Raw genomic sequence first — 24,306 nt, 5'->3', positions numbered from 1 at the left:
CCTACACCCGCCGGGTGGGCTCACCCGGGCCCGTACGCCGGAGAAGCGGCGTGGGCCGGGGCGAGATTTTCCCCGGCCCTCGCCGCTTGCGTGTGACCGCTTCTGACCAGGTCGGATCGACATCTCGTCGTTCGTGTCCGGGTCCAGGCGGGTGTTATCGGTCTGTCGTACGAGACCTCATACCAGAGCGGGACGCTCACCGTATGAGTTTGTCAACTGCCCACCGCACATGATGCGCTGGCGACTACTGTCAGTGGCCGTCGGGAAACAGGGCGGATCAGCGAGCGGGGGCAGCGCGTGCAGGCGCAGGGCGGACGAGGGAGTCGACGCGACGGGGAGCCCGGCTGCCCGCACGCCACCGGCACCGGCGTCGGCGGCGCGGTCGGCGGAGACCACCCGGACGAAACCGGCACCGGCGACCCGCGGGCCCCCCGGCCGGGCCGGCCCCCGGGTCCCCGAGACATCGACGGCACGCGACAGCGGCATGCCTCCGGGGGCGCGGCCCGGGGCGCGCGCAAGCGTCCACGCGAACCTGTGCGCACCCCCACCAGCTCCCCTGGCACCCAGGCCCGACGTACCCGTACGAGGACACCGATGTCTCACCTCCGCGCCCCGGCCGCACGCGCAGACCGCCGTGAGGGCGGGCGGCACGGGCGGCCCGCCGTCCGCACCGCACCCGCGCTGCCCGAGACCCACATACGGCCCCAGCTGCTGCGGCTCGCCATCCTGCCCCCCGTCGCCGTCGCCCTCAGCGGCTGCGCCGCCGTCCTCTTCACCGTCCGGTCCACCGGAGCGCGGCCGGGCCCCACCCTGTGGGCGGTGCTCGGCGGCGCCGTCTTCGTGGCCCTCGTCGGCATCGCCGTCGCCGCGGTCGCCGCCGGCCGGGCCGCCCGCTCCGTGCACGACCGCATCGGTGTGCTGCGCCGCGGCACCGCGCGGCGCGAGGCCGATCTGCGCACCCTCGTCGAGACCCTGCGCCGCGGCGACAGCCCGCCGCAGCTCACACCGCAGAGCCGGCCCACGGGCCCGCCCGCGGACGCCGACGACTTCGACCTCCTCGCCGCCGACCTCTCCCGCGCGCACGACGGCGCCGTCACCGCCGTCGTGCAGGCCTCGCAGCTCTCCAGCCAGGCCGGCAGCGAGCAGAAGCTCGAAGTGTTCGTCAACCTCGCCCGGCGCCTGCAGTCCCTGGTCCACCGCGAGATCTCCATCCTCGACGAGCTGGAGAACGAGATGGAGGACCCCGACCTGCTCAAGGGGCTCTTCCACGTCGACCACCTCGCCACCCGTATCCGCCGCCACGCGGAGAACCTCGCCGTGCTCGGCGGGGCCGTCTCGCGCCGCCAGTGGAGCAACCCGGTCTCCATGACCGAGGTGCTGCGCTCGGCCATCGCCGAGGTCGAGCAGTACTCCCGGGTCAAACTCGTGCCGCCGATCGACGGGCAGCTGCGGGGGCACGCCGTCGCCGACGTCATCCACCTCCTGGCCGAACTCGTCGAGAACGCCACGGTGTTCTCCGCCCCGCACACCCATGTCCTGCTGCGCGCCAGCCTCGTCACCTCCGGGCTCGCCGTCGAGGTCGAGGACCGCGGACTCGGCATGCCCCTGGAGGAGCAGACGCGGATGAACGCGCTGCTCGCCGACCCCGACCAGGTGAACGTCGCCCGGCTCCTCGCCGACGGCCGCATCGGCCTGTTCGTCGTCTCCCAGCTCGCACGACGGCACGGCATCACCGTCCGGCTCCAGACCAACATCTACGGCGGAGTGCAGGCGGTGCTCGTCGTACCGCAGGCGCTGCTGGGAGCGGAGGCGGGGGCGGGTACGCCCGGGGGAGAGGCCCGGCCGGAGGGCGGAGCGACCGCTGCGGACCTGCCGGCGGCGCCGACGCGGCAGGCCGGGCAGGCGGCTTCCGATGCCGGAGCCGGGACGGGCGCCCCCGCCGTGCCCCCGGGGCGAACATCGGCCGACGGTGCTGCGTTCGGGGTCTCCGCCGTACCGTTGCCCGCCGCCGGAGCGGGGACGCCCGCCCCGGCCCCGCTCGCCCCACCCGCGGCACCACGGGGACACGCACCGGAAGCCGGGCCGGCCCCGGGCGTCGACGCGCCGGGCGGCCGGCCCGCGCCCCTGCCCATGCGCGGGGCCCGTCGGGAGCGTCCGACCCCCGCCGAGGCCCGGCCCGGCATCAGTCCCGACGACCGGCGTGTCCTCGCCGAGAACGTCACCGAGCTGCCCACTCCCCGCGACGGCGCCGTGCGCGGCACGATGGGCAAGCCCCACCTGCCCCGTCGCCGCGCCCAGGAGCACATCGCGCCCCAGCTGCGCGACGGTCCGGTGCCCCGCCAGGACCCCGAGTACCTCGTGGGCCACGACCCGGGTCTGATGGCCGCCTTCCAACGCGGCATCAGCCTCGCGGAGGCACAGCAGCACCTGGAGGCCGACACCACGCAGTGGGGCGACACCCGGACCACCCCCACGGAGACCGCCCCCGCCCGGTCCCCGCACACCCCTGACGTCCCCACGGAGTCGTCCCCCTTGGACTCCACGCACACGGGATCCGCCCACACAGGCGCTGCCCATACAGGGTCCGCCCACACAGGCGCTGCCCGTACAGGCTCCGCCCCCACGGATCGCGCACCCGGCGCGTCCGGTCACCGGGAGCCGCTGCAGGTCCGGCCCGTCCACCTCGAGGTGCTCCCGCAGGAGCCGTCCCCTTCGAGCAGGCCGACGCCCGGGCCCCGTTCCGACCACCGCACGACCACCACCCGGCAGGACGGGAGCGCACCCGCCGGATGACCACCCCCCTTCCCACCCCCACCGCTCCCGCAGACCTTCGTACCCCAAGGAGTCGATCCACCATGGCGAGCGATGCGCCGACCGCCCATGTTTCCGATCTCGACTGGCTGATGAGCGGCCTCGTGCAGCGCGTACCGCACACGACCGCCGCCGTGCTCCTGTCCTGCGACGGACTCGTGAAGTCCGTGCACGGTCTCGACCCGGACAGCGCCGACCACATGGCGGCGCTGGCCTCGGGTCTGTACTCCCTCGGCCGCAGCGCCGGAGTCCGCTTCGGCGACGGCGGCGACGTGCGGCAGGTCGTCGTCGAACTCGCCTCGACCCTGCTGTTCGTCACCACCGCCGGCTCCGGCACCTGCCTCGCGGTGCTCGCCGGCCGTGAGGCCGACGCGGCCGTGCTGGGCTACGAGATGGCGATGCTGGTCAAGAGTGTCCGGCCCTACCTGGTGACCGCTCCCCGGCAGTCCGTCGAATCCCCGGCGATGAGGCCTTGAGCGTGACGGCGGCCGGTGACGGGCCCTGGCTCGACGACGCGGCCGGGCGGCTGGTCCGGCCGTTCACGGTCAGCAACGGCCGCACCCGTCCGACCGTCGCGCTCGACCTCGTGTCGCAGGTGATGGCCACCGGGGCGACCCCCCTCGGCTACCTCGGCCCCGAACACGCGGAAGCGATCGAGCGGTGCCGGGTGCCCGTCGCGGTCGCCGAGGTCGCCGCCCACCTCAAACTGCCGGTGGCCGTCACCAAGGTGCTGCTGGCGGACCTCGTCGACTGCGGGGCCCTGACGACCAAGCCCCCCGCGTTCCACCACAACCCGACGGACCGGGCCCTTCTGGAGGCAGTGCTCGATGGACTACGACGACAGCTCTGACTACACCGACGGACCGGGCCCCGGCGCCGACCCGTTCCCCACCGCGCTGAAAATCCTGGTGGCGGGCGGATTCGGGGTGGGCAAGACGACCTTCGTGGGCGCGGTCAGCGAGATCGCGCCGCTCAGCACGGAGGAACTGCTCACCACCGTCAGTGCCGCGACCGACAACCTCGACGGCATCGAGAACAAGGTCGAGACGACCGTGGCCATGGACTTCGGCCGCATCACCCTCGACCCGCAGCACGTGCTGTACCTGTTCGGCACCCCCGGACAGGAGCGATTCTGGTTCATGTGGGACGAGTTGTGCGAGGGCGCGCTCGGCGCGGTCATCCTCGCCGACACCCGCCGGCTCCAGGAATGCTTCGCGGCCGTCGACTTCTTCGAGCAGCGCGGCCTCGGCTTCATCGTCGCCGTCAACGAGTTCGACGGCGCCTACCGCTACGACCCCGAGGAGGTGCGCGGTGCCCTGGACCTGTCAGCGGACGTCCCCGTCGTGTGCTGCGACGCGCGGATCTCCAGCTCCGGGGTCCAGACCCTGCTGACCCTGGTGCGCCATCTCATCGCCCACACGCCGGCCCCCGCAACGGGGTATGGCGCCCACATGTGACCCCCTCCCACCCGCCACGGAGCCCATATATGACGCAAGTCCACAGCCCAGGAGCACGCCCATGACCTACGACCCGCCGCGCCCGGCCGGTCGTCTGCTGCTCACACCCGAGGACAAGGAGGCACCCGCCCGCACCCGCAGACTGCGCCTACTGGGTCTGGGAGAGCACCCCGACCCCATGCTCGACGCCTTCGCGCACCACCTCGCCGAACTGACCGGGGCGCCCTACGCCATGGTCAACCTGCCCGACGAGCAGGGGCAGTTCTTCGCGGGACTGTACGTACCGGCGATCGCGCCGGCCGTGCGCAGCGACGGCACCAGCCCCCGCCTCGGCCGTGCCCTGCCCCGCGACCACGGCTTCTGCCCCCATGTGGTGGCACGCCGCAAGGCCCTCGCCCTGGAGGACGTCGGCGACTATCCGCGCTTCGCGGGCAATCCGGTGGTCGACGAGTTCGGCATCCGCTCCTACCTCGGCGCCCCGCTCATCGACGGCACCGGTCTGGTCCTGGGCACGGTCAGCGTCGCGGACGTCGCTCCCCGGCCGTGGGGGAAGCCGGGCCTGACGACGATCAAGGAACACGCCGCGCGCCTGGTCGTGGAGCTGGAGAACCGGGACGGCCTGCCGCCCTGCTGAGCCCCGGGCCTCCCACCGCCCTGACGAGGGCGTGAAGCAAAGCTGAGGCGGCGCTTAAGAAATCCTCGATGGACCGGCGTGGCCGCCGTACGGCAGATTGCAGTGCGATCCCACTCCCATCCCGGTCCAGGGGTTGCTTCGGCATGCCCGGAGCCGGGACTCACGCACAGGAGCCGTAGCGGTGAAGGCGCTGGTCAAGCAGAAGGCGGAACCCGGGCTGTGGCTCGCGGACGTCCCCGAGCCCACCGTCGGGCCCACGGACGTGCTCATCAAGGTGCTGCGCACCGGCATCTGCGGCACCGACCTGCACATCCGGGCCTGGGACGGCTGGGCCCAGCAGGCGATCAGCACCCCGCTCGTGGTCGGGCACGAGTTCGTCGGCGAGGTCGTCGACACCGGCCGCGACGTCACCGACATCTCCGTCGGCGACCGGGTCAGCGGCGAGGGCCACCTGGTGTGCGGCAAGTGCCGCAACTGCCTGGCCGGCCGCCGCCACCTCTGCCGGGCCACCGTAGGCCTCGGAGTCGGCCGGGACGGCGCGTTCGCCGAGTACGTGGCTCTGCCCGCCGGCAACGTCTGGGTGCACCGGGTACCCGTCGACCTCGACGTGGCGGCCATCTTCGACCCCTTCGGCAACGCCGTGCACACAGCGCTGTCCTTCCCGCTCGTCGGCGAGGACGTCCTGGTCACGGGTGCGGGCCCGATCGGCCTGATGGCTGCCGCCGTGGCCAAGCACGCGGGAGCCCGCAACGTCGTGATCACCGACGTCAGCGAGGAGCGGCTGGAACTCGCCCGCAAGATCGGCGTCAGCCTCGCGCTCGACGTCTCCGGCTCCACCATCGCCGACGGGCAGCGCGCGCTCGGCCTGCGCGAGGGCTTCGACATCGGACTGGAGATGTCCGGCCGCCCCGAGGCCATGCGCGACATGATCGCCAACATGACGCACGGCGGCCGGATCGCGATGCTCGGCCTGCCCGCCGAGGAGTTCCCCGTCGACTGGGCCCGCGTCGTCACCTCGATGATCACCATCAAGGGCATCTACGGCCGCGAGATGTTCGAGACCTGGTACGCCATGTCCGTCCTGCTCGAAGCGGGCCTGGACCTGGCGCCCGTCATCACCGGCCGCTACGGCCACCGCGACTTCGAGGCGGCGTTCGAGGACGCGGCGAGCGGCCGCGGCGGCAAGGTCATCCTCGACTGGACCGCGTAACCCCCCCACTCCGCGAGCACCTTAGGAGCTTTCCCGATGTTCGACTCCGTGCGCGACGACCTGCGCGCCACCCTCGACGAGATCCGCGCCGCCGGACTGCACAAGCCCGAGCGCGTGATCGGCACCCCCCAGTCCGCGACGGTGAACGTCACCGCGGGCGGCCGCCCCGGCGAGGTCCTCAACTTCTGCGCCAACAACTACCTCGGCCTCGCCGACCACCCGGAGGTCGTCGCCGCCGCCCACGAGGCCCTGGACCGCTGGGGCTACGGCATGGCCTCCGTCCGCTTCATCTGCGGCACCCAGGAGGTGCACAAGGAGCTGGAGGCCAGGCTCTCGGCGTTCCTCGGCCAGGAGGACACGATCCTCTACTCCTCCTGTTTCGACGCCAACGGCGGCGTGTTCGAGACCCTGCTCGGCCCGGAGGACGCGGTCATCTCCGACGCCCTCAACCACGCCTCCATCATCGACGGCATCCGCCTGTCCAAGGCCCGCCGCCTGCGCTACGCCAACCGCGACCTGGCCGAGCTGGAGGCCCGCCTGAAGGAGGCCTCCGACGCACGCCGCCGTCTGATCGTCACCGACGGCGTCTTCTCCATGGACGGCTACGTCGCCCCGCTGCGCGAGATCTGCGACCTGGCCGACCGCTACGACGCGATGGTCATGGTCGACGACTCCCACGCGGTCGGCTTCGTCGGCCCCGGTGGGCGCGGTACCCCCGAGCTGCACGGCGTCATGGACCGCGTCGACATCATCACCGGCACCCTCGGCAAGGCCCTCGGCGGTGCCTCCGGCGGCTACGTCGCCGCCCGGGCCGAGATCGTCGCCCTGCTGCGCCAGCGCTCGCGTCCGTACCTGTTCTCCAACACCCTCGCCCCGGTGATCGCGGCCGCCTCCCTGAAGGTCCTGGACCTGCTGGAGTCGGCGGACGACCTGCGGGTCCGGCTGGCCGAGAACACCGCCCTCTTCCGCGGCCGGATGACCGAGGAGGGCTTCGACGTCCTCCCCGGCGATCACGCCATCGCCCCGGTGATGATCGGCGACGCGGCGGTCGCCGGCCGCATGGCGGAGCTGCTCCTGGAGCGCGGCGTCTACGTCATCGGCTTCTCGTACCCGGTGGTGCCGCAGGGCCAGGCCCGCATCCGCGTGCAGTTGTCGGCGGCGCACTCCACGGACGACGTCAACCGCGCCGTCGACGCCTTCGTGGCGGCCCGGACCCAGCTGGACTCCGAGCAGGCCTGAGGGACGCGTTTGAGACAATCGATCGCATGATCGAAGCGCGGCGGCTCCACATCCTCCGGGCGGTGGCCGACCACCGTACGGTGACGGCGGCTGCCGCCGCGCTGTACCTCACCCCGTCGGCCGTCTCCCAGCAGCTCGCCGCCCTGGAGCAGGAGACCGGCCACCGGCTCGTCGAGCGCGGCGCCAAGGGCGTACGGCTCACCCCGGCCGGTGAGATCCTGCTCGATCACACCAACGCGGTCCTCGCCCAGCTGGAGCGGGCCGAGGCCGAGCTGGCCGCGTACAGCTCGGGTTCGGCCGGCACCGTCACGGTCGCCTCCTTCGCCACCGGCATCGCCCTGGTCGTCGCGCCCGCCGTGGCCGGTCTCGCCGGGTCGGCGCCCGGCATCCGCATCCGCGTCCAGGACGCGGAGGGTGACGCGAGCCTGCCGATGGTGCTGGACCGGCAGGTCGATGTCGCGGTCGCCGTCGAGTACCGCGGGGCCCCGCCCGCCGACGACCCGCGACTGGCCCACGTGCCGCTGTACTCCGAGCCCTTCGACGCGGTCGTGCCGGTCACCCACCGTCTGGCCGACGCGGCGGAGGTGCCCCTCGCCGAACTGGCCAAGGACGCGTGGATCGGGCCCTACCCCGGCAACCCCTGCCACGACGTGGTGATCCTGGCCTGCGAGAACGCCGGTTTCCAGCCGCGTATGGAGCACTCCTCGGACGACTTCCGCGCGGTCGTCGCCCTCGCCTCGGCCGACGCGGGCGTGGCCCTGGTGCCGCGCTCGGCGCTGCGCGGCATGGACCTCACCGGGGTGGTGGTCCGCCCCGTCGACGGCACGCCCCCCACCCGCCGGGTCTTCGCCGCCGTCCGCAGGGGAGCCGAGGAGCACCCCCTCATCCGCCCCGTCCTGGACGCGCTCGCTGCGGCGGCCCGGGTGTGAGCCCGCCGTGACACCGCGGTCTCCTGTCCGGGACGGCTTCCCGCAGGGGGGAAGCGATGAGAGGGACCCGGTCGACGCCCGGCTGGGCGCGCGCCCCGGCGGACGCCCTCGGGGGCCGCGCACCGGAACCGGGTCGGGCTCCCTACGCGCATCCGCAGGCGGGCGGCCGGCCACCGTCCACCACAAGCGACTGCCGCCCACCGCTCCCACCAGGTGATTGTCAGTGCGAGCCGATACGGTGCCTGCCATGCCGGATGCCGAAGACGTACGACGGATCGCCCTGTCCCTGCCGGACACGACGGAGAAGATCGCCTGGAGCATGCCCACGTTCCGGGTCGCGGGGAAGATGTTCGCCACCCTCCCCGAGGACGAGACCTCCCTCGCCGTGCGCTGTCCCAAGGAGGAGCGCGACGAACTGGTGCTGGCCGAGCCGGGAAAGTTCTGGATCGCCGACCACGAGTCCCAGTTCGCCTGGGTGCGGGCACGGCTCGACGCCATCGAGGACGAGGCCGAGCTGCGGGACATCCTGGCCGACTCCTGGCGCCAGGCGGCCCCGACCCGGCTCCTGGACGCGCACCCCCGGCTGGGCCTCCCGGCCGACTGAGGCCCGCGCCCCGCACCCGTGACCGACCCCGTGGTCGCGCGGGCGGACCCGGGGAAACGGGTGCACGATCATCGGCGCGAGTGCGGTATTGTTTTCCTGCGCGTTCGACCGAGGGAAACCCCCAGGTCAGACGGGCAACGGGACGTGGCGCAGCTTGGTAGCGCACTTGACTGGGGGTCAAGGGGTCGCAGGTTCAAATCCTGTCGTCCCGACTGGAGACAGTCGCAGTTCAGGGCCGGTTTCGGAGGTGTCCGAGAGCGGCCCTGAATCATTTCCTGGGGACCGGCTGGGGGCCGGCGCCACTGACCAGGTCAGCGGGAGCTCTGGGGTGGCTGCGCCTCGCGCACGGCCTGCGCACGATGTCGGCAGCCCGGGGGCAGACGACGGGCGGGCCCGAAGCCATGGCCTCGGGCCCGCCCGTCGTGGCCGGCTCGGCACGTCTCAGGTCACGCACCAGCCGGAGCCGGGCTGTGCGGGTGCATGACGCCGGCCCGCTTCATGACAGCTGTTGCGTCCGGATCGCGTTCACCAGTCCCGCGACGAGGCGCGCGCGATCGGCCATGGTGTCGATCAGCAGGTACTCGTGGTCCGCGTGGGCACCGCCGCCCACGGCACCGAGGCCGTCCAGCGTCGGCACGCCCAGGGCTGCCGTGAAGTTGCCGTCGCTTCCGCCGCCGACCGCTCTGCCCTCGATGCCGGGTTGCAGGCTCCGCGCAAGGTCCATGAGCTGCTTCGACGCCGCCTCGGGCATGGGAGGACGCCCGACACCCCCGCGGACGGAGATGACGGCTCCCTCGACGTGCGGGGCCAGGGCGGCGAACGCCGCTTCGACGCGCTCCTTCTCCTGGAGCGATTCGACCCGGACATCCACCGACACGGTTGCGCCGGCGGGAATGACATTGTCCTGAGTGCCGGCGGAAGCGACGGTCGGTGTGACGGTCGTACCGATCTCGGGCCGTGAGAGAGCCGCGATGTCCAGTACTTGATGTGCCGCTTCGATCAGGGCGTTCACGCCGGCGTCGGGTTCCAGGCCGGCGTGCGAGGCCCGCCCGGCGATGGTGACCTCGAAGGTGCCGCAGCCCTTGCGTCCGGTCTTGAGGGCCCCTCCGTCGGCCGCACCCTCGAACACCAGCACGGCGCCGCAGGCGAGAGCACGTTCCTCGATCAAGGCCCGCGAGGCGTGGGAGCCGACCTCCTCGTCGGCGGTCACGAGGATCTCCACGCCCGACAGATCATCGAGGAGGGCCAGCCCGTGAATGGCCTGCACCAGGCCCCCCAGCATGTCGAACACACCGGGGCCGGTCACCCGGCCGTTCTCGACCTTGAAGGGGCGGCGCTCCAGAGTGCCGAGCGGGAAGACGGTGTCGTGATGGCCCAGGATCAGCAGCTTCGGCTCTCCACCGCCCGACCACCGCACGTGCGGCCCGGCCTCGCTCGGGACGAGTTCGGCCTGCCCTCCCAAGCGGTCGTCGATGATGCCGGCGACTGCTCGGGCCGACGCGTCCAGCGCTTCAAGGTGGCGCGAGGGGGATTCTGTCTCGACGAGTGTCCTGAGGTCGTCCAGCATCGCCTCGACGCAAGGGGCTGTCGTGTGGGTGATCATGAGGGAAGCCTAGTACTCCCGTCCGACGCCGCGATCTTGTCGCGGACCGGCCGGGAACGGGTGCGGCCACCGCGTGATCACCGGGGGTTGTGCGGACTCCTGAAGATGCCTGTGCGTCGGTGGTCGATGCCGGTCACGTGGCGGGTGCGGTACGGAGCGAGATCGACGTTCTCCTCGCGGGACAGGACGGTCAGCCGGAGGCTTCCGCGTCCCTGCTGCGCGGTGAAGCGGGGAGCCTCGTAGCCCAGGACCAGGGACGGGTCGGAGAAGCGCCGCAGATCCACGAAGAGGTCCGCTTCGTCCCCGCCCATCTTCTCGTCGATCTGTCCGGCCGGAACAGGGGCGAAGCCCAGCCGGCATTTGAATCGGAAGAGACCGGGCTGTGCGATGTGTCCGAAGGCCGAAGTGTCGTTGCCGAGTGACATGGTGGGCAGCCCGAGTTCTCGGGCGGTCCGGAACACGGCCGCGTAGATGCCGTGCAGGACTCTGGCACGGCGTGCCGGCGCCGTGGCCGCGGCGAAGCGCAGTTGCAGCAGGCCCTGTGAGGGACGCAGCCACAAGATGCAGCCTGCCACCATGCGCTCGCCGTCGTAAGCGAATGCCGTCATCTGCTCATGGTGCTGGGCCAGGAGGCGGTCGCGATGGCGGCGGGCGTAGTTGACGCCGTTGCGCATCCGCTCCACCTGGGCGTCGTACACGGTGAGGAAGGCGTCCAGGCGTTCCTCGTCCAAACCGTCACGAATGCTCAGCGACAGTCCCGCGTCGTTGAGACAGCGGCGTCCCAGACGGAGGTTGCGCCGTTCGGAGGCGGGCAGGCGCGCGGTGAACTCCTCGTCGCTGCCGGTGAGGTCGGCGACCCAGTTGACCAGTGCCGGTTTGACGATGAAACCGGCCTCGGCCAGGGCCGCTCTGTCCTCCGGGGCGGGTTCGTCGACCCTGACGATGTCGAGGTCGTGGTGCGGCAGAAGGCCACGCCAGGCGCCGTCGCGCGCGTCGGCCGCGTCGACCCAGGCGATGTGGAGACCGTTGCGGCTTTCCACCCTCATGACGTTGCCTCGCCGAGTGTGATCTCGTAGGCCTCGCGGAGCAGGTGCATGCGTTCCCTGATCTGTGCTTCCGTGTCGCCGCGCAGCAGTACGACGCCCGCGTGGGCGGCGGAGTTGATGACCCGGTGGGACACTTCTCCCACGCTTGCTCGTACGTCTGCGTGGACGGCGCCAGGGCAGCGCAGCAGTTCCTCGTTCGTGCTGATGGCCTCTATGCGGCCGTTGGGGCGTGGCAGCATGAACTGCGCCAGATAGTCCGTGGCGGGCTTCGCCGTGACGGCGGAGGGTTCCTCCAGCGAGGCGGCGAGGAACTCGTGCCAGAGGTCGACTCCGTACTGGTGCAGCATCTGCTCGGCGATGCCGCCTCCGCCCGGCCGGCAGGCGATCTCCCCCACCAGGTGCCGGTCGGCGGACTTGAGGACCTCCAGGTGCGTCACGCCGTCACGCAGTCCCAGCGCCTGCACGGCGGCCGAATGCAGTTCCTTCACCAGCAGTGCCTGCGGATGTTCGTCCGGCAGTGTGTAGGAGGCGATGTAGTCACCGACGCTGCCGAGCACGGGGGCGGCGTACTTGGCGACGGCGGCGAAGACCACTTCGCCCTGACGGACCACGGCGTCGCAGTGGAACTCCTCCCTGATGTCGACGTACTCCTCGGCGAGGAGGGGGTAGGGCCATTCGCGGAGCCCCCGGGACCTCTCCGAGGCGGCCAGCTCGGCCGTTTCCCTTTCGTCACGGAGCACGAAGACGTCCTCGGCACCTCCCCCGAGGACCGGCTTCACAACGACCGGCCAGCCCAGGTGCCGCGCTGCCCGAGTGACCTCCGTCAGGTCCCCCAGCAAACGGAAGTCGGCGACCGGAATGCCGGCTTCGTGCAGGCGTTGCTTCATCACGTACTTGTTCGTGAACGCGTTCGCCATGTCGAACCCCGCTCCGCGGACCCCGAAGTGTGAGCGGATGTATCCGCCGGTCGGGACGTTCAGCTCGGCCGGGGCGACGACGTGGGTGAACGGATTCCGCTGCCGGATCCTCAGGGCCGCCAGCCGCACCTCGGACACATCGAGGACATTGGTCACCAGTTCGAGATCCGTGTCCCCGGTGTAGAAGTGACGGAATCTCGGGTCCGTGATGACGGACAGCTGGATGTCGGACCGTTCCTGGAGCATCCGCGCGGCCGTCTGTTTGGTGGTGTTGATGAGCAGTACGCGCTTCATGGCTGTGTCCTAGCGTCGGCAGGGGAAAGCGGCAGGTCCTCCTCGGTGGGGGGTGGCGTGTGTCGCCACCACACCCAGCAGGCGCCCACTGCGGTCAGCGAGACGGGCAGGAGGGCCCAGGGCATGCGGAACAGGTCTGCGGCCAGGCCGAGTACGAGGGCGGAGGCCGCCCAAGCGCCCATGACGAACGTGCGGATGATGGTGTTGACGCGGCCCGCGAGGTCACCGGTGACGTTCTGCTGGCGGTAGGCCATGGAGACGGTGTTGACGCCGCCCTCCCCCAGAGACACCAGGCAGAAGCCCACCAACGCCGTGCAGGGCCAGGGGACGAGGAGGGTGATCGCTCCCGCGGCGCACACGGTGAGCCACAGCAGCAGGTGGCGATGACCACGCACGCCCGTCGACAAGCGGCCGCTGAACCACGCTCCCGCCGCGGCGGCCACTGCGGCACACGAGACGGCGAGCCCCATCGTGCCGGGCGAGTAGCTCCAGTGGGACGCCCCCATCGTGATCAGCGTCGGCTCCAGCGCTCCTGCACCCAGGTTGTAGACGGCGAGTGCGATGGTCAGCCGGCGCAGGTCGGGCCGTGCGCGGAAGTGGGTGAATCCCTCGCGCAGCATCGTGGTCCAGGCGGCGTCGGACCGCTGCCCGGTGGGATGCCGTGGCAGCACTGTCGCGGCCGAGGCGGTGAGCAGGAACGTCGCGGCGTCGATCAGCAGGGCCCAGGTCGTTCCGAGGGTGCCGATCACCATTCCGCCCAGTGCGGGCCCGATGAAGCGGGCCACGAGGACGGCCGTGTTGTAGTGGCTGGTGGCCTTCTGGAGCCGGTCCGCCGGAACCAGTGCGGGGATGAGTCCGTAGTCCGCGGCGACGTTCGAGGCGACATTGGCCAGGCCCAGAACGAACAGGGACGCGAACACGCAGCCGATCAGGTCGTGCGCGATGAAGAACGGGACAGCGCCGACGGCTGCACCCTGGATCAAGTCGGCGACAGCGAAGGTGACACGTCTGTCGTACCGGTCGATCAAAGGGCCGAGCAACGGTCCCAGCAGGTAGGGAAGGGTGCGCGCGGCCACGCTCAGAACGGCGAGCGCAGGGGACTCGGTGGTGTCGAGAATGGCCAGGGGCGCCGCCACGAAGAGGAACGTGGTACCCACCATCGACACGGCCGAAGCCGCCGTCAGCACCCAGAAGGCCTTCACGTCGGTCGCTTTCCCATCAGTGATCAAATTCTGTGCTGTTCTTCGTCTTCTGCGCCGGCCCGTGGGGAGGGCCTACTCCATGACGAAGTCTTCCCAGGCGGCCCGGGCGGCGTTGAGACCGCTGCTGGCGGCACCGGTCCACATGTAGTACGACGTGCCCAGGGCGTTGCCCGCGCTGTAGACGAGCGGGTGCGAGGTACGGCCGTTGATGTCGGTCCTCGGGTAGCCCTGCTCGGTGAGTTGCAGGCCCAGCGGTTTGGTGAACCGCTGGTCGGGTTGGGCCACTTCGGCGAGCAGGACAACGCCGACGACGATCTCGCGGCCCTGGACAGTGCGCAGTTCCACCTCGCCCGAGTTCAGGGTCCGTGCGCTCTCGACCTGGTCCACGACGATGTCGGCACCGTCGTGTATCAGCCGATCCGCGGCCTCCTGCTCCTGGCTGACGGCTTCCGGGTCCCGGACGACCACCGTCATCCGGCCCGCGTGGGCCTGCGCGAGCCGGGCCATCCAAATGGTGTTCCCGCCGTCACCGACCACCGCGAAGTCCTTGCCCGCGTTCTCGTACGTGTGGCAGTAGGGACACTCGAAGACGGTCTTTCCCCACGTGTCCTCGGGGAGCCAGGCCGGGATGCGGTCGTAGCGGCCGGTGGCGAGGATCGTCCGGCGTGCGGTGTAGGTGTCTCCCGCCCGGGTGCGGACGGCGACGTGCTCGTCGAAGGCCTGGACGTCGTCGACGGCCTCCCAGAGGAACTCGACACCGCTGCGCTCCGCGTCGCGTTCCATCTTCGCGTACACGACTTCGGGGCGTTCGCCGTGTGCGAAGGGCACATTGCGCATGCTCGTGGCGGTCGAGTTGCGCCGGTCGCGCGTGGAGACGACCAGCACCCTGCGCCTGGACCGGCCGAGCATGACGGCGGCGGTCAGACCCGCCGCGCCCGCCCCGACGATGATGGCGTCGTACTGCGTGGTCACGTCCATGTGTTCCGACCTCCCGTTTCCCGCTCGGGCCGGCCGTTACCGGCCGGCTGTGAGACCTTCATGGCGTCCTTCGTCCAGGCCGTAGGTGAATCCACCGGCTCGTTCCACGACGCGTACGACACCGCCCACGCTGGCCTTGGGCACGACGTCGTGTCCTCTGGCGCCGAGTTCGGCGACCGTGTCGGCAGGCATGTGCGCGTCGACCCGCAGCTGCAGTGCCATGCCCGCTTCGGCCTTGTCGCTGCCCGGGTAGTACGTCCAGCGCGGCAGAGAGAGGGCCTGCAACGGATCACACCCGTCGAGCAGCAGCCGGATCAGTACTTGGGCGTTCCACTGCGTCTGGCCGTCACCACCCGGGGTTCCGCCCAGATGGCGCAAGCCGTCGGCTCCTGAGGTGAGCCAGGGCAGGATGGTGTTGACCGGCCTTCTGCCGGGCGCCACGCTGTTGGGTTCACCCTGCTGGAGCGTGGAACTGCGCCCGACCCGGTTGCACAGCAGCAGCCCCAGTTCCGGCACACCGACCCCTGAGCCGAAACCGAGGCCGAGGCTCTGTACCCAGCTGACGCCGTTGCCTTCCCTGTCGAGGATGCTGAACTGCGTCGTGTCGCCCTGGTGGTAATGGCCCAGGCAGCGGGAGGCGCTGCGCCGGTCGGGGTCGACCGCGGCGGCCAGTTCGGCGAGGACGCCGGGGTCGAGAGCGTCGGGGTCGCATCCGAGTGCGGGGTCGCCGAGCCGGCGCAGGCGCCAGCCGTAGGTCTGGTTGACGATCTCGGCAAGCAGGTGGATACCGGCCGGTGTGTCCAGCTGCGCCCCGGAGCTCAGCCGCTGGTACAGGGCGAGGTTCTGCAGCAGCAACGGGCCCTGGGTCGGGGCGGGGGTGGTGGCGACCGTGTGGTCACCGACCCGCTGCGTCGGAGCGATGCCGAACTCCGCGTGGTCGGCGAGGCAGTCCGTGGCGCGGATGAGGCCGCCCAGGTCGGCGCCGGCCTTCTCCACGGCTCGACCGATCACGGCACGCAGCCGCTCGGGGTGGTCGGCGTGCTCGGCCACCAGCGTGTACAGGCGGGCGAGACCCGGTTGCACAAGGACGGATCCCACGGCCTGCGGTGAACCAAAGACGCTGTACTGGGACTGGAATTCGCTCTGCGCCAGGTATTCGAGGTTGGACTTTCCCCAGCGCGCCGCCTGCCCGGTGATGACGGTGCCTTCCGCAGCGAGGCGGAAGGCCGGCTCCAGCAGACGTTCGAGGCTGAGGGTGGCATGCCGACGGTGGAGCGCGTACCAGGCGTCGATGAGGGCCGGTGTGGACACCGACAGAATGCCCGTCTCGGGCACCGTCGCGTGTCCGCGGGACCGGTAGGCGGCCGGGTCGGCGGCCTGCGGGGCTCGGCCGAGGGAGATCAGCGACGAGGCGTGCGGGGCGTCGGCGGTCCGGAAGACGACGGCCGCGTCTCCCGCGGGGCCGCAGGCCATCGGCAGGGTGACGGTGAGCACCGCGGACGCGGCGATGGCAGCGTCGAAGGCATTGCCGCCGATGTCCAGCACGTCCAGGGCCGCGAGCGTGGCCGCCGGGCTCCCCGTGGAGACCATGACCTCACGGCCCCACTGCTGACGGTCCCTCAGGACGTCTCTCACTTCACCCCCGCCGTGCTCGCAGCGCGGTCGACCGGCTTGAGGCCGATGATGCGGCGGGCCTCCTCCGGTGTGGCCGGCTCACGGCCCATTTCGCGGGCGATGCGCACGACGCGCTCCACCAGGCGCGGGTTCGTGGCCGGGGTGCGGTCGCGCCAGTCGTAGTACGGGTTGTCCTCCAGGCCGACGCGTACGTGGCCGCCGAGCGAGAGGGCCAGTGTGTTGGCCGCGAGTTGGTACCGGCCGATTCCCGCGAATGCCCAGGTGGCGTCCGCCGGCAGCGCGGCCAGGACGGCGGCGGCGTTCGCGGCGCTGACGTCGGCGGTACCGCGCGAGCCGAACAGGATGTTGAAGTAGTGCGGTCCGGGCAGGATGTCCTTGGCGATGAGGTAATTGGCGAAATTGGCCATACCGATGTCGAAGATTTCCAACTCGGGCACGATGCCCCGCTCACGCATTGCGGTTGCCAGGCTGGTGATCATCTCGGGGGTGTTCACCGATGCCGAGGTGGGGAAGTTCATCGACCCGAGGGTCAGGGACGCCATCTCCGGCTTCCCGAGTCCGCTGACGGAGAGTGATTCACTGCGGCGATCGAAATCGTTCCAGTTGCGACCGCTCGTCGTGACGACGAGGACCATGTCGGGCGCTTCCGCGGCGACGGCCTGACAGATGTCGTCGAATTTCTCCGCATGCCAGGTGGGTTCCTCGTCCTCACCTCGCGCATGCAGATGCACCATGGAGGCACCGGCCTCAAAGCAACGCTTTACGTCCTTCGCTATCTCTTCCGGAGTGGTCGGGACGTGCGGCACCTTGTCCTTGCGCGGAATCATTCCAGTGGGACACAGATTGATGATGACGCTGTCGGCCGGGCTCACGCTAATCTCCTTGAAACGGTCCGCTCAGTGAGGGGATTCAGGCAGGAGGACCGGATGCCAGCGGTCCGTCTCGACGCCTGATGCATTCAGCAGATGGACGGGAAGTCCCTGCAGCATGAAGGGGCAGATGTGGGCGGGTAGCAGGTCTACGGATTGCCCCGGAATCAGGCCGGCCTCATGCAGTTGTCTTCCATCGCGGTCCCGTGCGGTGACGTCGGGGTCCCAGTCGTGGTACGCGGTGGCGAGCAGCCCGTCGGCATCGGTGCGGACCCGGTCGCCGGTGACGTCCACCACCCGGGTCCGCACGCACAATGCGACGTCGTCCGCGGTGCACACTCCGGTTTCGGCGGAGCCCGCGTCGAACAGTGCGTAAGCCCCGGCGCAGATCTCGGTCACCCCGGGGACCCGGGCGGCAGCCGCCGCTCCCGCGGTTCCGCTGACCGACACGGTCGGGCACTCGATACCGTCCCGCCGGATCTCGTCCGCCAGTTCGGTCAGAACCCCGGCGACGCGTCGCGCCACGATGGCCGCGTCACGCATGTCCTGGCGTGTGGTGATGTTGGTGTAGCCGGCAACGCCTGCCAGCCTGACGCCGGGCGTGTGATCCACCAGAGCTGCAAGCCGGGCGGCGCGCTCCGGGGCGACTCCTCGGTCGTCGCCGAAGCTGACGTCGACACGGAGGGCGAGTTCCACGCCGGCGGCGACCGCGGCCGGCCCGAGCAGACCCACCGTCTCGGCGTCGGCGACGTTGACGGCGAGACGCGCGTCGGGTCGTTCCGCGCGGACACGGGCGGCGAACTCGACTATGCGGGGAAGCCGCCACACATCGAGCTGCGCCCGCGCAATGACCACATCGGGGATACCGGCTGCCAGATAGGCGGCTGCCTCCGGGGTCGTCTGCGCCATGACACCGACAGCACCAAGGTCGCTCTGCAGCTGCGCCAACTCGATGAGTCGATGCCCTTTTACATGGGACCTGACCACCGGCCCGATGGAATGAATGAGGTGATGGAATTCCCTGATGTTCCGCTGTGCTTTCGACGGATCGAGCAGAACTGCTGTGGTACGCAAGGCAGTAGAGCCAATTCTTGTCGAGCGGTCAGGGAACTGTTCAGCTGGGCCCGCGAAAAGGCGGGCCCAGCTCTTATCTCAGATGTCGCTGCGGCACATGGCGATCACCTCCGATCATTGTTCGGTGCGGGAAAAAAATTACAGCCACATGATCATCGCGTCAACCCGGAATCGCGCGATGAAAGTCACACGCGATGCACGACCCCGGTTAATGGAGGCCATGATTCCGCAGAAATTGAAGCTGCTGCCTGAACTGCTGGATTCGGTCAGAAGTCAGCAGTGAACCGTGACCCGCCTTGTACCGGTGAATCTGGTGAAGCTTGCCCTGCTTCTCGAGTTCGGCGACGTAATTGTCGATTTGCCGGATCGGGCAGCGGGGATCGTTGAGCCCTGCGAGGATGTGCACGGGCGCTCTCACCCGGTCGACGTAGGTCAGCGGCGAGGACGCGCGGTATCTGTCCGGGACGTCTTCGGGGCTCCCGCCGAACAGCGCACGGTCGAGAGCCCTGAGTGGTTCCATCGAGTCCTCGTAGGCACTGATGTAGTCGGCGACGGGAAGCGAGGCGAGGCCGGCGGCCCAGCAGTCCGGCTGGACTCCCAGGCCCAGCAGCGTCAGATAGCCGCCCCACGAACCCCCCGCCAGAACCATCCGGTTCGGATCCGCCAGGCCTGATGCCACGACCGATTGCCGCACGGCAGCCACGTCCTCGAGCTCGATCAGCCCCACACGGTGGCGCAACGCGTCGGTCCACTCGCGGCCGTAGCCCGTGGACCCGCGGTAGTTGACCCGCACGACGGCGTATCCGCACTGCACCCACGCGGAGGGACGGGGCGTGAAGGAGTCGCTGTCCTGCATCCGCGGTCCGCCGTGCAGTTCGAAGACGGTCGGGAAGGGGCCGTCCCCCGGGGGCCGGTGCACGAGGGCATGGACGCGACCGCCGGGGCCGTCCACCCACACGTCCTCGACCGGGACCGACCGCGGAGCCCGACCCAGCGACGGGTCGAGCACGATGTGAGCGGTGGACGAGCGCAGTTGAGGCGGCTGGGCGGCGGACGACCACATGTACTCGACACTGCCGTCCGCGCGTGCCGTCATGTCCGAGATGGTGCCCGGCGGGGTGTCCAGCAGTTGCGGCTGAGCAGCTCCCGGCGTGCAGGACCACAGCTGTGTCCTCGCTCGGTGAGTGCGTCTGATCAGCAGCGCGGAGCCGTCCGGGTACCACTTCGCGTCCAGCTCACCGGAGAGCCCGAGAGCGAGGTCGGACTCCTCTCCGGTGAAGACGTCCAGCAGCATCGGCTCCCAGCGCCCACGTCTTTGATGGGCCAGTAGCAGCCGGCCGTCGCCATGGACGGGTGCGAAACCGAGCACGCGCAGTCCCAGCCGTTGCGAGCCCCGCTCGTTGTCGTCGAGCTCGGCGACGGGCGAACCGTCGAGCCGCAGGACCCGGACGGCCGGATGCCTGCCGTTGCCGTGCTCCGTGTGGGTGATCGCAACCAACGTCTCGTCGTACGAGAGGCAGCTGACCGTGGACATCTCGTGGTGACGGTAGATCTCACGCGGGGCGGCGCCCGGGCGAACCACGTGCACCGAGGAGCCCTGCCTGTCGGCACAGCCGAGCACCGCCAGACCGTCATGGCCGAGGGCCAGGCCGGTCTGGTACGAGGGCGGCAGACCGGCGGCCGCCGGTTCGTCCGGCCCGGCGTCGAACGGGCGGCGCATCCACACGCCGCATTCGTCGCCGTCCGTGTCGGCGAACCACCAGATCCACTCTCCGTCCGGGGAGAGGGCGGCCGTGACGGTACCGCCCGGTCGCGCCGTGACCTGCTTCATGGTGTCCCGGTCACGGTCCCAGGCGTACCACTCGTGCACGCCGCCGGCGTTGGAGCGGAACACCGAACGGTCCGGCGCGGAACGGGACCAGGAGGGCAGGGTCATCTGCACAGCCCGGAAATACCGTTCCCAGGACTCGTCCTGAGCGGCACTGCGCGACTTCTCCATCCTCAGGCCCCGGCCCGAGCGGCAACGCGTACGGAGCTCTCCAACGCGGTCAGGAAGTGGTCGTCGGTCTCGGCCGTCTGGGGCAGGGACAGCGTGACGAAGCCGCTCTTGCCGATGTAGACGCCTCGTTCGAGCATCTCGTGGAACAGCAACTCCACCGGCCGTCGATCGATGCCGGCCAGGTCCGACGCGCGGACGACGGGGGTGTCGGAGGGATGGATGCCGATGAGGGACCCCCAGCCGGTGGCCTGGAAGCCGTGCTCGTGCAACACGGCGTCCGCGCGCTTGCGCAGGTCCTCGCCGCGCTCGAACAGTTCCGTGAGACAGGATGGCGTGAGCACCGTGCTGAGCATGGCCGCACTGGCCGCCATGGAGAAGCGGTTGTTGTTGAAGGTGCCGGAGTGGTCGTAGGAGTGTTCCCCGCCGCGCGCGATCTGCAGCATCAGTGGTTCGGCGCCGCCGACCGCCCCGAAGCCGAAGCCTCCGCCGATGTACTTGCCCAGAGTCGTCAGGTCGGGGCGGACACCGAGCAGGGCCTGGCCGCCGCCGTAGGACATGCGGGAGGTCTGTACCTCGTCGAAGGCGAGGACACTGCCGTTCTCGTCGCAGAGGGTCCTCAGTCCCTGGAGGAAGTCGGGGGCGGCCTGGATACGGCCCCCGGAGCCGAGCATCGGCTCGACCAGGACGCAGCCGATCTGCTCGGGCCACTGGTCGAAGGCCTCTCGTACGGCGTCAAGGTCGTTGTAGTCGCAGATGACGGCGTCGAACGGCACGTTGAGCGAGGGGCGGCCGCGGCTGAAGCTGAGGAAGCCGCCGTGGTATCCGCCGTCGAACACCAGGATCTTCGAGCGGCCCGTGAACTTCAGGGCCAGGTTGATGGCCACGAGATTGGCCTCGGTGCCCGAAGGGGTGAAACGAACCAGGTCCATCGACGGGTAACGCTCGCACAGCATGCGGGCGACCTCGGCCTCCTCTCCCGCCACGGTGCCCAACGACCAGCCCTTGTCGAGGACCGCCGTGACGGCTTGCCGCACGGCCTCGGGGCTGTGCCCGGCCAGGCCGACGCTGTAGTCCCCCAGGTAGTCGACGTAGGTGTGGCCGTCGACGTCCGTGAGGTGGCAGTCCGCGGCGGTCTCGACGGTGAAGGGAAAGGGGTCGAAGTCGAGCACGGAGCGGGTGGTCCCCGACGGCAGGAAGTTCCTGGCCCGTGCGTGGCGTTCCCGGCTGAGCGGACGCTTCTCGGCGTATCGCCGGTGTGCGTTCTCCAACGCGTGCGTGATCACGATGCTCTCCATCGGTCGGTCTCGGAGTTTCAGTGCGCGGGGGCTTGCGGGGGTCGGGTGAACCACAGCCCTGTGGCGACGACGGCGCCGATCACAACCGGTGCGAGCCAGGCCCACGAGTCGTCCAGCGACACCGTGTAGCCCAGAACCACCGAGGAGGCGGCGGCGCCGCTGATGACGGCGGCCCGGATGATGGCGTTGACCCGGCCCAGCAGCTCGTCCGGGATCGCGTTGTACCGGTATTCGTTCGTGGTGACGTTCATCCCGCCCTCGCCCATCGAGAGCAGGAAGAACCCCGCGATGACGGCGATCGACGAGCCGAGGAGCATGGCAGCGCCCCCCAGTCCACAGACGGCGAACCAGATGCCGACGCGTGTCTGGAGTCGTCGTCGGCGCGCGACGCGCGGGGTGATCCACGCTCCGGTGGCAGCGCCGGCGGCACCCAGCCCGAGCGCCGCACCCGTCATCTCCGGGCTCCAGTGCCAGCGCGTCTGCGCGAGGACCACGAGCACGGTCGGCACGGCTCCGGCGCCCAGATTGAAGATCGTCATGGCCGCCGTGAGCCGCCTCACCTGCGTGAGGCGCCAGAACGCGGTGAAGCCGTTTGTCAGCATCTGCCCGAAGAGACTCGGTCCGCGCTCCGCCGTCGGGCGCATGGGCAGCCACGCCGCTGCGCCCGCTGTGACCAGGAACGTGCTCGCGTCGATCCAGAGTGCGCTGCGGGGGCCCAGGCTGCCCAGCAGGACTCCGGCCAGAGCCGGCCCCACGAATCGCATCACGGAGATGGTGGTGGTGTAGCGGCTGTACGCCTTCGCCAGGCTGTGGGCCGGGGCTATCGACGGGATCAGGCCGAAATCGCTGGTCAACTCCGAGGTCAAGCCGCCGCATCCCACGAGGAAGAGCACCGCGAGCACGAGCACGACATGGTCCGAAGTGATGATCAGCGGCAGCAGTCCCACCAGCACGCACTGGGCTATCTCTGCCCAGATGAACACCAGTCGACGGTTGAAGCGGTCGACGACGACACCGAAGACCGGCGAGAGGGCGTAGGGCGCGAGCTGTACGCCGAAGCTCAGGGCGGCAATCGTCTTCGAGCCGGTGACCGTGAGCAGGATCAGCGGCATGGCGACGTTCAGCAACGTGTTGCCGAGCTTGGAGACAGCCGATGCGCCGGTGAACACCCAGAAGTGGCGCATCGAGCCGTCGGGGCCGCTCGCTTCGCCGTCTTCGTCCCGAGCGGTTGCGGCGGACGCTTCGTTGCTTGTCACGGCGCCGCCCCGGGATGTGCGTCCGACTCCTCGTAGTCCACGGTGAACCGCTCCGTCAGAGCCTTCACCAGCGCGGGTACGTCCTCGACGGACTCGACGCGGAACAGCGCCGTGCCGGCCCTGCTCGTGGAGTAGAGCATGCCGGAGATGCGGTCACCCGGCCTGGCCGTGATGTCGACCCGCTCGACCTGGGGAAAGTCCGCGAACACATCGGAGTCCGGCACGCGGCGCACCACTCCGGGACGTACCGGGAACATCAGGAAGCCGAAGATGCCGTCCGCCGGCTCGGGTGTCCACGCGGGCCGCGTGTTGAGCTCCGTAGCCAGGAAGTGCTCCCAGACGTCGAAGCCGTAGGCACGGCGGAGGGTCTGCGGGATGCCTCCGCCCCCCGGGCGGCAGGCGATCTCGCCGACGACGAGTCCGTCCGGCGTGCGGAAGACCTCGAGGTGAGTGACGGAGTCGCTCAGTCCCATGGCCCGGACGACATCCGCGTGGAGCCGGGTGAGTTCCCGCGCTTCGTCACTGTCGGCGGGCAAGGTGTAGGAACCGAACACGGAGCCCTTGGCACGCAGCGGCGGGCTGGTGTACTTCGATACGGCGGCGAAGCGCACCTCGCCGTCGTGAACGAGCCCGTCGCAGTGGTACTCCTCCTCGAACTCGACGAAGTCCTCGATGAGGAACGGCGCTTCGTCGTTGCTGAGCAGGGTGCCGTCGGCCCGGCTGATGCCGGCGATGTCGGCCTCTGTCCGCACCACGTGGACATTGGCGGCTCCGTCGCCCCAGGCGGGCTTGATCACCGCGGGAAGTCCGTGCTTGCGCAGGAACTCCCCAACACTCTCGTTCGACGGGACCAGTGTGGTGCGGGCGACCCGCAGTCCGGCCCTGCGGAGCCGCGCCTTCATGGCGTTCTTGTTGCAGAACGCGTGGGCCACGTCGAAGGGGATGCCCGGCATGCCGAGATAGCTGCGCAGGTAGCCGGCGGTGGGAATCGAGCTCTCCGCCGGTGCGACGATCGCGTCGAACGTGAAGCGGTTCATCAGGTCGAGCGTGGCCTGCCTGACCTCGTCGAGGTTCTGTACGCTCCCGACGAGAGTGACCGACTCCATCGTGTCCGTCGACGGGTAGTCCGGCAGGCAGTCGGCTTCCGTGATCAGCGACAGGCGCACTCCAGGATCCCGCAGAAGGCGGGTCACCAGCTCCTGCCGACGACGGTTCACGACCAGAACATCGCGGACGCGCTGAGACATGACTGCT

The 24,306-nt window shown here is 70.2% G+C and carries 21 protein-coding genes and 1 tRNA gene; 10 read left to right on the top strand and 12 right to left on the bottom strand.

The features are described 5' to 3' along the window. Positions 1-594: 594 nt before the first annotated feature. The 10 genes from ACFV20_RS31315 to ACFV20_RS31270 all read left to right on the top strand — a co-directional run bounded on the left by ACFV20_RS31315 (position 595) and on the right by ACFV20_RS31270 (position 9,096). A complete protein-coding gene (locus ACFV20_RS31315; RefSeq protein ID WP_385662805.1) occupies positions 595-2,793 on the top strand; it encodes an ATP-binding protein in 2,199 nt (732 codons plus the stop codon). Between the two features lie 62 nt (positions 2,794-2,855). Next, positions 2,856-3,287 carry a roadblock/LC7 domain-containing protein gene (locus ACFV20_RS31310; protein WP_030840841.1) on the top strand — a complete coding sequence of 144 codons (432 nt, stop codon included), beginning with the start codon at positions 2,856-2,858 and terminating at the stop codon, positions 3,285-3,287. A 2-nt stretch (positions 3,288-3,289) separates the two neighbouring features. After that, a complete protein-coding gene (locus ACFV20_RS31305) occupies positions 3,290-3,661 on the top strand; it encodes a DUF742 domain-containing protein (protein ID WP_362238693.1) in 372 nt (123 codons plus the stop codon). After that, positions 3,639-4,268, top strand: coding sequence for an ATP/GTP-binding protein (locus ACFV20_RS31300; protein WP_385662802.1), 630 nt, complete (start codon positions 3,639-3,641; stop codon positions 4,266-4,268). Before ACFV20_RS31305 ends, ACFV20_RS31300 begins: the two co-directional genes overlap by 23 nt. Before the next feature lie 61 nt (positions 4,269-4,329). Then, a complete protein-coding gene (locus ACFV20_RS31295; protein ID WP_385662800.1) occupies positions 4,330-4,902 on the top strand; it encodes a GAF domain-containing protein in 573 nt (190 codons plus the stop codon). Between the two features lie 181 nt (positions 4,903-5,083). Then, entirely contained in the window at positions 5,084-6,112 is a 1,029-nt protein-coding gene (tdh, locus tag ACFV20_RS31290; protein ID WP_385662798.1) for an L-threonine 3-dehydrogenase, read from the top strand. A 36-nt stretch (positions 6,113-6,148) separates the two neighbouring features. Then, positions 6,149-7,351 carry a glycine C-acetyltransferase gene (locus ACFV20_RS31285; RefSeq protein WP_385662795.1) on the top strand — a complete coding sequence of 401 codons (1,203 nt, stop codon included), beginning with the start codon at positions 6,149-6,151 and terminating at the stop codon, positions 7,349-7,351. Positions 7,352-7,377: 26 nt separating this feature from the next. After that, positions 7,378-8,280 carry a LysR family transcriptional regulator gene (locus ACFV20_RS31280; RefSeq protein WP_385662792.1) on the top strand — a complete coding sequence of 301 codons (903 nt, stop codon included), beginning with the start codon at positions 7,378-7,380 and terminating at the stop codon, positions 8,278-8,280. Between the two features lie 247 nt (positions 8,281-8,527). Next, positions 8,528-8,884: an MmcQ/YjbR family DNA-binding protein gene (locus ACFV20_RS31275; RefSeq protein WP_385662789.1), complete on the top strand. Its 357-nt coding sequence runs from the start codon at positions 8,528-8,530 to the stop codon at positions 8,882-8,884. 138 nt (positions 8,885-9,022) lie between these two features. Further along, positions 9,023-9,096 (top strand) — tRNA-Pro (locus ACFV20_RS31270). 284 nt (positions 9,097-9,380) lie between these two features. On the opposite strand, the gene ACFV20_RS31265 is transcribed toward ACFV20_RS31270, so the two are convergent. The 12 genes from ACFV20_RS31265 to ACFV20_RS31210 form a co-directional block, all read right to left on the bottom strand. Further along, positions 9,381-10,487, bottom strand: coding sequence for a M20 family metallopeptidase (locus ACFV20_RS31265; protein ID WP_385662786.1), 1,107 nt, complete (start codon positions 10,485-10,487; stop codon positions 9,381-9,383). 77 nt (positions 10,488-10,564) lie between these two features. Continuing rightward, positions 10,565-11,527 carry a GNAT family N-acetyltransferase gene (locus tag ACFV20_RS31260; RefSeq protein ID WP_385662783.1) on the bottom strand — a complete coding sequence of 321 codons (963 nt, stop codon included), beginning with the start codon at positions 11,525-11,527 and terminating at the stop codon, positions 10,565-10,567. 2 nt (positions 11,528-11,529) lie between these two features. Continuing rightward, positions 11,530-12,744, bottom strand: a complete 1,215-nt coding sequence (locus ACFV20_RS31255; protein ID WP_385662780.1) for an ATP-grasp domain-containing protein — start codon at positions 12,742-12,744, stop codon at positions 11,530-11,532. Continuing rightward, a complete protein-coding gene (locus tag ACFV20_RS31250; RefSeq protein WP_385662777.1) occupies positions 12,741-13,946 on the bottom strand; it encodes an MFS transporter in 1,206 nt (401 codons plus the stop codon). The genes ACFV20_RS31255 and ACFV20_RS31250 overlap by 4 nt, the downstream gene beginning before the upstream one ends. A gap of 72 nt (positions 13,947-14,018) precedes the next feature. After that, positions 14,019-14,924 (bottom strand): NAD(P)/FAD-dependent oxidoreductase, encoded by a 906-nt coding sequence (locus tag ACFV20_RS31245; protein WP_385662774.1) that lies wholly within the window; start codon positions 14,922-14,924, stop codon positions 14,019-14,021. A 36-nt stretch (positions 14,925-14,960) separates the two neighbouring features. Continuing rightward, the gene (locus tag ACFV20_RS31240) at positions 14,961-16,559 is read right to left on the bottom strand and encodes a gamma-glutamyltransferase (RefSeq protein ID WP_385662771.1); all 1,599 of its coding nucleotides are present in this window, start codon (positions 16,557-16,559) and stop codon (positions 14,961-14,963) included. Then, the gene (locus tag ACFV20_RS31235; protein WP_385662768.1) at positions 16,556-17,431 is read right to left on the bottom strand and encodes a 3-keto-5-aminohexanoate cleavage protein; all 876 of its coding nucleotides are present in this window, start codon (positions 17,429-17,431) and stop codon (positions 16,556-16,558) included. Before ACFV20_RS31235 ends, ACFV20_RS31240 begins: the two co-directional genes overlap by 4 nt. A gap of 24 nt (positions 17,432-17,455) precedes the next feature. Further along, positions 17,456-18,502 carry an alanine racemase gene (locus ACFV20_RS31230; protein ID WP_385662765.1) on the bottom strand — a complete coding sequence of 349 codons (1,047 nt, stop codon included), beginning with the start codon at positions 18,500-18,502 and terminating at the stop codon, positions 17,456-17,458. A 208-nt stretch (positions 18,503-18,710) separates the two neighbouring features. Next, positions 18,711-20,501: a S9 family peptidase gene (locus ACFV20_RS31225; protein ID WP_385662762.1), complete on the bottom strand. Its 1,791-nt coding sequence runs from the start codon at positions 20,499-20,501 to the stop codon at positions 18,711-18,713. A 2-nt stretch (positions 20,502-20,503) separates the two neighbouring features. Further along, positions 20,504-21,784, bottom strand: coding sequence for an aspartate aminotransferase family protein (locus tag ACFV20_RS31220; protein WP_385662759.1), 1,281 nt, complete (start codon positions 21,782-21,784; stop codon positions 20,504-20,506). Positions 21,785-21,813: 29 nt separating this feature from the next. Next, positions 21,814-23,052, bottom strand: coding sequence for an MFS transporter (locus tag ACFV20_RS31215; protein ID WP_385662756.1), 1,239 nt, complete (start codon positions 23,050-23,052; stop codon positions 21,814-21,816). Then, on the bottom strand, positions 23,049-24,299 hold the full coding sequence (locus ACFV20_RS31210) for an ATP-grasp domain-containing protein (protein WP_385662753.1): 1,251 nt from the start codon (positions 24,297-24,299) through the stop codon (positions 23,049-23,051). The genes ACFV20_RS31215 and ACFV20_RS31210 overlap by 4 nt, the downstream gene beginning before the upstream one ends. Positions 24,300-24,306: the final 7 nt, after the last annotated feature.

The sequence above is a fragment of the Streptomyces sp. NPDC059696 genome (assembly GCF_042733745.1).
Classification (GTDB): Bacteria; Actinomycetota; Actinomycetes; order Streptomycetales; family Streptomycetaceae; genus Streptomyces.
Note: the sequence above shows the minus strand (reverse complement) of the source record. Positions and strands in the feature narration are given on the sequence as shown.